The 7,850-nt window shown below is 64.3% G+C and carries 5 protein-coding genes and 2 pseudogenes; 2 read left to right on the top strand and 5 right to left on the bottom strand.

Annotated features, from left to right (window positions below; translation table 11 throughout):
- From Q427_RS24590 to leuC, 5 genes and pseudogenes are all read right to left on the bottom strand, one after another.
- On the bottom strand, positions 1-1,261 hold a 1,261-nt coding region (locus Q427_RS24590), incomplete at its 3' end, for a type IV pilus assembly protein FimV (protein WP_043517963.1).
- Positions 1,262-1,489: 228 nt separating this feature from the next.
- A complete protein-coding gene (gene asd, locus Q427_RS24585; RefSeq protein WP_043517962.1) occupies positions 1,490-2,602 on the bottom strand; it encodes an aspartate-semialdehyde dehydrogenase in 1,113 nt (370 codons plus the stop codon).
- A 156-nt stretch (positions 2,603-2,758) separates the two neighbouring features.
- Positions 2,759-3,838, bottom strand: a complete 1,080-nt coding sequence (leuB, locus tag Q427_RS24580) for a 3-isopropylmalate dehydrogenase (RefSeq protein ID WP_043517960.1) — start codon at positions 3,836-3,838, stop codon at positions 2,759-2,761.
- Positions 3,839-4,075: 237 nt separating this feature from the next.
- A complete protein-coding gene (gene leuD / locus Q427_RS24575; protein ID WP_043517958.1) occupies positions 4,076-4,729 on the bottom strand; it encodes a 3-isopropylmalate dehydratase small subunit in 654 nt (217 codons plus the stop codon).
- Between the two features lie 3 nt (positions 4,730-4,732).
- Positions 4,733-6,182, bottom strand: a pseudogene (gene leuC / locus Q427_RS24570) (3-isopropylmalate dehydratase large subunit).
- Positions 6,183-6,656: 474 nt separating this feature from the next.
- On the opposite strand from leuC, the gene Q427_RS24565 reads away from it, so the two are divergent.
- A complete protein-coding gene (locus Q427_RS24565) occupies positions 6,657-7,547 on the top strand; it encodes a LysR family transcriptional regulator (protein ID WP_043517956.1) in 891 nt (296 codons plus the stop codon).
- 59 nt (positions 7,548-7,606) lie between these two features.
- Positions 7,607-7,850, top strand: a pseudogene (locus Q427_RS24560) (hypothetical protein); the annotation flags it as partial.

Below are 7,850 nucleotides of genomic sequence, written 5' to 3'. Positions count from 1 at the left end.
TGCGCAGGCCACCCAACTCCTCCTGCAGCGCATCGCGCTCTGCCTGAACCGCCTCCAGCGCGCTACGGCTCTCCAGCCACCGACGCTCCAGGCTTGCCAGGCGTTGCGCTTCGCTCTGGGGAACAAGGGCCTCGGCATCGAGCAGTGCCAGCACCTCGGGGTCGAGCTGCGGCCCGGGTGATACCGGGTCGGCCTCGCTCGGGGTGCTCGCTTCCGTCTCCCCGCCTCCTGCCCCGCCCTCGTCAGATTGTTCTGCGGACACAGCCTCAGCGGCGAGATCCGCATCGCTGAGCAGGGTCAGGCGAGGCTCCGGGGCCTCCTCGGCGACAGCCGCCACATCTGTTGCAACGGCCTCATCCCCGGAAGTCACTTCACGTTCGGGCTCGGACTCGGAGACTGCATCGGCAGGCTCGCCAGCCGCAGCTTCAGCAATGGCCAACCCGGACGTTCCGAGGGGTACCCGCGCGGGGGCGCCGCTGCCGCGACTGGCCCATGCCTGGTTCATGGCCTGCACCACATCGCCGGCCTGCTGGGAAGAGCGGGCCATGATGGCGTCGCGAGATGGCACGACCAGGGCATGCCCCGCCCGCATCGCATTGATGTTGCCGGAGGGGAAGACGTCCGGATTGGCCTCGACAAGCGCGACCATCATCTGGTCCATGCTGATACCGCTGTCGGGCCTCAGCCGGCCGGCGACGGCCCAGAGCGTATCGCCACTGTTCACCCAGGCCGGATCGCCGGACTGTGCGTCTTGCGACTGGGCCGGGGCGGTCCGGGACGGCGACTCCCGAACGGGGTCTGCGGCGGAACGCGCAGCCGTGGCGGCAGGTGCCGCGGACGATAGCCCGACCAGCACCGGCAATTGGTCGTAATCCGGCGGGTCAAGCAGCAGCGTGACCTCACGCAACTGCCTCCCCCCTGGCCACTCGAAGCTCAGCATCAAGTCCAGCCAGGGTTCGCGCACGGCACGCTCAGTGATGAGATCCACCACCAACTGTCCTTCGCGCACCTGCACGGCAGCCCGCACGCTGGCGGCCAGCGGCGAGCGGATCAGTCCGGCGGATTCGAACTCACGGGGTTCGGCCACCGACACCCGCAACAGCTCCGGGTCCAGCCCGGAGGTATCGGTCAACGGAATGGTGGCACGCAATGGCGCATTGAGCGGAGAGTTCACCGCGGCCTCCCCGACCCCAAGTGCCAGCGCCTGAAGGCTTGAGGCCGACAGCGATAGCAGCATGGCAATTGTCAGCTTGCGTCTCATAGGTTCCCTTGCGTTGCCGTCGTCACCGACATGCAGTAGTTCGTTTGATGTATTCTCGGGCAATGACCAAGCCAGTACGAAATTTGTATCACATTCTCTTCAGTCTGTGTCTGACCGGGCGCATTAGTGCTCGTTTTTCCCCCCAGCTTCCGCCCCGGTCATCCAGCCAGACGAAAACGGGGCGCCTCCCGAAAGAAGCGCCCCGCCATCGCTATTCCAAGCGCTGGATCACTGTTCGCGCAGAATCTTCAACATGCGCTTGAGTGGTTCGGCAGCTCCCCACAGTAACTGATCGCCGGCAGTGAAGGCGGAGAGGTATTCCCCCCCCATCTGCATCTTGCGCAGACGGCCCACCGGAACGGTCAAGGTGCCGGTGACAGCCGCAGGCGTCAGCCCGGCAATCGTGGCTTCCTTGTCGTTGGGGATCACCTTGACCCAGTCATTGTGTCTGGCCAGGCGATCCTCAATCTCATCTATCGGCACATCTTTCTTCAACTTGATGGTGAAAGCCTGGCTATGGGAGCGCATGGCACCGATACGCACGCAGAGACCATCGATGGGGATCGGGTTGTCCTGAAGGCCGAGGATCTTGTTGGTCTCCACGGTGCCCTTCCACTCCTCCTTGCTCTGGCCGTTGTCGCGCTTCACGTCGATCCACGGCAGCAGGCTGCCGGCCAGGGGGGCGGTGAAGTTATCGGTGGGGAAATCACCGCTGCGCATGGCTGCCGTGACCTTGCGGTCGATATCCAGGATGGCACTGGACGGATCGTTCAGCTCATCGGCCACGCTGTCGCGAAGCGCACCCATCTGCAGGAGCAACTCGCGCATGTGCTTGGCACCGGAGCCGGAAGCGGCCTGATAGGTCATGGAGGTCATCCACTCGATCAGGTCGGCCTCGAACAGGCCACCCAGGCTCATCAGCATCAGGCTGACGGTACAGTTGCCGCCGACGAAGGTCCTGGCACCGCGGGATAGCTGATCATCGATCACCTTGCGGTTGACCGGATCGAGGACGATGGTCGCCTCGTCTTCCATGCGCAGGGTGCTGGCGGCATCGATCCAGTAGCCCTTCCAGCCGCCACCGCGCAGATCGCCGTAGACCTGCTGGGTGTAGTCGCCGCCCTGGCAGGTGATCACGACATCCAGCGCCTTGAGCTCCTCGATGTCAGTGGCATCCTTGAGCGGAGGAACGTCCACGCCGATGTCCGGGCCGGGCTTGCCGACCTGGGAGGTGGTGAAGAAGATCGGCTCGATGCCATCGAAATCTCCATCCTCCTGCATGCGCTGCATGAGCACCGAGCCCACCATGCCACGCCAACCGACGAAACCGACTTTCAACATGTGAAGTCCTCCAGAAAAGTATGAACCGGACATTATACAGATTTCAGGCCGGCGGTTTTACCCGCCCCGACAACAAGACAGGCGGGCCGGGGAGGCACTTGCCTGACAGCAGCCTGTCTCTACTCAAGATAGCGGGCAGTTCCACGGCATTCAGTATCAAATTGCGTCGAAGGCCGCCAGCACCGCATCGCCCATTTCGCTGGTGGAGATGGTGCGCGTGCCCTCGGAGGCAATATCCGCGGTTCTCAGGCCGTCGTCCAGCACCTTGCCCACGGCCGCCTCGATGCGCTCAGCCAGTGCCGGCTCGTCCAGCGAGTAGCGCAGCATCATGGCCACCGAAAGAATGGTGGCCAGCGGATTGGCCACGTTCTGGCCAGCGATGTCCGGTGCGCTGCCATGACAGGGCTCGTACATGCCCTGGCCGCTCTCGTTGAGCGAGGCCGAGGGCAGCATGCCGATGGAGCCGGTCAGCATCGCTGCGGCATCCGACAGGATGTCGCCGAACATGTTACCGGTGACCATCACGTCGAACTGTTTGGGTGCCCGCACCAGCTGCATGGCGGCATTGTCGACATACATGTGCGAGAGCTCGACGTCGGGATACTCCGGTGCCAGGCGGTCCATCACCTCGCGCCACAGGATGGTGACCTCGAGAACGTTGGCCTTGTCGACGCTGCAGAGGCGCTTGCCGCGCTTCTGCGCCATCTCGAAGGCGACCCGGCCGATGCGCTCGATCTCGCTCTCGGAATAGATATAGGTATTGAAGCCGACCCGCTCGCCATTGCGCACCTCGATACCACGAGGCTGGCCGAAGTAGATGCCGCCGGTCAGCTCGCGGACGATCATGATGTCGAGGCCGGCCACCAGCTCGGGCTTGAGGCTGGAGGCGGAAGCGAGCTGCGGGTAGGTTATGGCCGGGCGCAGGTTGCCGAACAGGCCGAGGTTCTTGCGCAGGCCGAGCAGGCCCTTCTCGGGGCGCTTGGCGAGATCCTCGAGCTTGTCCCACTTGGGGCCGCCCACGGCGCCGAGCAGGATGGCATCGGCGGCCTTGGCCTTGTCCAGGGTCACCGCGGGCAGGGGCTCGCCGTGCTCGTCATAGGCGGCGCCGCCGACCAGTCCTTCTTCCACCTCGACGTCGAGGCCCCGAGCCTGACAGGCGGCCAGGATGCGGCTGGCTTGGGCGGTAATCTCGGGGCCGATGCCGTCGCCCGGCAGTACCAGAATCTTGCGTGTCATGTGTTTTTCAATCCTTGTCCTTGCCTTTCTTGAGCGAATGGCGGCGGGCTGTACGACGACAGACCCCGGAGCGCCGGACCGTCGATGAGGCGCTGTGAACCCATCCCTGGGCGCTACATTTGCCATCCATGGCAAATGACCTCCTCTTCGGCCTGTCCCCTACGCCCTTCAATTCACGGTTGATCAATCCGCTCCCAGCACAACCCCGCACCACCGACGGATGCAAAGTAAGAGCGATCAGGCCTGAGCCGGACTCCGGAACAGCCACGGCCGCTCGGCGCGATGGTGCTGCTCGAAAGCGCGAATGGCATCCTCGTCCTTCAAAGTGAGGCCGATATCGTCGAGCCCCTCGAGCAGGCAGTGCTTGCGGAAATCATCGACCTCGAACTCGAGGATCTCGCCGGAGGGCGTGATCACCCGCTGGTTCTCGAGGTCCACGTCGAGGCGATAGCCTTCTTTGGCTTCCACCTCGGCGAAGAGGCGGTCGATCGTCTCCTCAGGCAGCGTGACCAGCAGCAGGCCGTTCTTGAAGGCGTTGTTGTAGAAGATGTCGGCGAAGCTCGGCGCGATCACCACGCGGAAGCCGAAGTCTTCCAGAGCCCAGGGGGCATGCTCGCGGGAACTGCCGCAGCCGAAGTTGCGCCGCGTCAGCAAGACGCTTGCCCCCTGATAGCGTGGCTGGTTGAGCACGAAATCGGGATTGAGCGGACGCTGCGAGCAGTCCTGGCCGGGCTGCCCCTCGTCGAGATAGCGCAGCTCGTCGAACAGGTTGACGCCGAAGCCGGTACGCTTGATCGACTTGAGGAACTGCTTGGGAATGATCAGGTCGGTGTCGACGTTGGCCCGGTCCAGCGGTGCGACGAGGCCCTCGGTGCGTTCGAACTTGTTCATGGTTCAGGCCTCCTTTACCTGGGCATCGTCATTGGCGGCGAGCTGTCTAACATCCACGAAGTGGCCGGCAATGGCGGCGGCAGCGGCCATGGCCGGGCTGACCAGATGGGTGCGCCCACCGTAGCCCTGGCGCCCCTCGAAGTTGCGGTTCGAGGTGGAGGCGCAGTGCTCCCCAGCGCCGAGCTTGTCGGCGTTCATCGCCAGGCACATGGAGCAGCCCGGCTCGCGCCATTCGAAACCGGCCTCGATGAAGATCTTGTCGAGCCCCTCGGCCTCGGCCTGGCGCTTCACCAGGCCGGAGCCCGGCACCACCATGGCCAGTTGAATGGAGCTGGCGACCTTCTTGCCGCGGGCCACCTTGGCGGCCTCGCGCAGGTCCTCGATCCGCGAATTGGTGCAGGAGCCGATGAAGACCTTGTCGAGCCGGATATCGGTGATCTTCTGCCGCGGGGAGAGGCCCATGTATTCCAGGGCACGGGTGTAGCCGCGCTGCACGGTGTCGTCACCGGCCTCGGCCGGGTCGGGCACCTCACCGGAAATACCGGTGACCATCTCGGGCTGGTGCCCCAGCTCACCTGGGGCTCGATCTCGGCGGCGTCCAGCGTGACGACCTGGTCGAACTCGGCGTCGGCGTCGGAAACCAGGTTGCGCCAGTCCGCCACGGCAGCTTCCCACTGCTCGCCGGATGGCGCGAAAGGCCGGTTGCCAAGGTAGTCGATGGTGGTATCGTCCACCGCAATCAGCCCGACCCGAGCGCCGGCCTCGATGGCCATGTTGCAGACGGTCATGCGCCCTTCCATGGAAAGGTCGCGAATCGCGCTGCCGGCGAACTCGATGGCGTAGCCGGTGCCGCCCGCGGTGCCGATCTTGCCGATGATGGCCAGCACCACGTCCTTGGCGGTGACGCCGGTGCCAAGCTTGCCCTCGACCCGCACCTGCATGTTCTTCATCTTTTGCGCCAGCAGGCACTGGGTGGCGAGCACGTGCTCCACCTCGGACGTGCCGATGCCATGCGCCAGGGCCGCAAAGGCACCGTGGGTCGCGGTGTGGGAGTCGCCGCAGACCACGGTCATGCCGGGCAGAGTAGCGCCCTGCTCCGGCCCCACCACGTGGACGATGCCCTGGCGCGGGTCATTAATCTTGAACTCCTCGATGCCGAACTCGACGCAGTTGTCATCGAGCGTCTGCACCTGGATCAGCGATACGGGGTCCTTGATGCCGGCATTACCCTCGGCACGTTCCTTGAGTGTCGTCGGCACGTTGTGGTCCGGCGTGGCCAGGTTGGCGTCGAGCCGCCACGCTTGCGCCCGGCCAGACGCAGTCCCTCGAAGGCCTGGGGAGAGGTCACTTCGTGGAGCAGCTGGCGGTCGATATAGATGAGGGCGGTGCCGTCATCGCGCTCCTTAACCAGGTGCTGCGACCACAGCTTGTCATAGAGTGTCTGGCCTGCCATGTCGTTCTCCCGGGCTCTGGGGCCCTTTGCGTGTCCGGTCTATCGTTGTCGCTTGCGACGCGGCTCTCCGGCGACAGGTCTCGCGAAGTGCCGCTCCAGCACCGCGGCTTTGCCGGCGACAGGCCTCCGAGGAGGCGCTGTGAATACTTCCCTGTACGCTACCGATTCCTTCCCTGGAATCGGACCTCCTCTTCGGCCTGTCCCCGGCGCCGCTCAGCGCTTCGTTCATGACAGCAAGTCTTGCGCGGCTCGCCCATAAAAGCAATTCATGTTATTTATTCATTGGATTCCAAAAAGGAATAGATGGCGAACAAAGGACTAGGCTATGTACGAAAAGTCGGCGAGCGAAGGTCAGGCAAGGCAAAAATCGGCGAAAAAGCGGAGTTTACGGGGTGTAAATGAGCATTTTGAGCCGATTTTTAACGCCGCATGGGCGAGCGCAGCCAGTTTTCGTACAAAGCCTAGATAGCGACCGTGGATACCCAGAGCTTACAAGCCTTTCTCGCCGTGGCCGATAACGGCAGTTTTTCCCGCGCCGCCGAGCAGCTGCACCTGACCCAGCCGGCAGTCTCCAAGCGTATCGCCACCCTCGAGGAGCAGATCGACGCTCGGCTGTTCGACCGCATCGGCCGTCGCGTCACGCTGACCGAGGCGGGCCGGGTGCTGCTGCCCCGCGCCCGACAGATCCTGGTGATGGTGGATGACAGCCGACGGGCACTGGTCAATCTCACGGGGGATATCGCCGGCAGCCTGACGCTTGCCACCAGCCACCATATCGGGCTGCACCGCCTGCCACCGCTACTGAAAGCCTACACGCGCGACCACCCCGAAGTACGCCTGGACCTGCGCTTTCTCGACTCGGAGCAGGCTTACCAGGGGGTACTGGACGGGGAACTGGAGATGGCGGTGGTAACGCTGGCGCCGCACCCGGACCCCCAGCTCGACGTCGTGCCCATCTGGGATGACCGGATGTGCTTCGTCTGCGCCCACGATCACCCGCTGGCCGGGCGCGGATGGCTCTCGCTCCACGAGCTGTGTGCCTTCGATGCCGTGCTACCGGGCCCCCTGACCTTCACCCGCACGCTGATCGAGTCGCGCTTCGCCGCCGCCGGCCTCGGGCTGCCGGTGGCGCTCTCCACCAACTATCTCGAGACGCTGAAGATGATGACCGCCATTGGCCTGGGCTGGAGCCTGTTGCCGGAGCGGCTGGTGGCCGGCGAGCTGCACGAACTCCAGGTAGAGCATTCCGCCATTCATCGCTCCCTGGGCTATCTGGTGCACCGGAGTCGTACCCTTTCCAACGCGGCCAGGGCCATGCTGGCACTGCTGGAAGACGCGCGAGACGAGGCGAGTCGCCGAAGGTAAGGCAATATTGTTAGACTGCTCACAATAACCCTTGTCTCTCCTCCGGAGCCTCGCGCCTCGTGTCCTCGCCCGATCCATCACCGATTTCATCGCGCCATGCCCTGGCCGGCATCTTGATTTTGCTTGGACTCGCGCTGCAGATACTCGGCTTTGCCGGGCTAGTACCGCTACCCCACGGCGTCGGCTACGCCCTTTGGCTGGCCACCCTGTTGCTGTGGCGGGACATTCCCTGGCGCACTCGCTGGCAGGCCGGGGCATTGACCGCCATCGGCCTGGGACTGTTGATCGCAGCACGCTGGCACT

This window comes from Halomonas sp. BC04 (assembly GCF_000568385.1).
The sequence above is the reverse complement of the archived record's forward strand: the minus strand, read 5'-3'. Positions and strand labels throughout refer to the sequence as shown.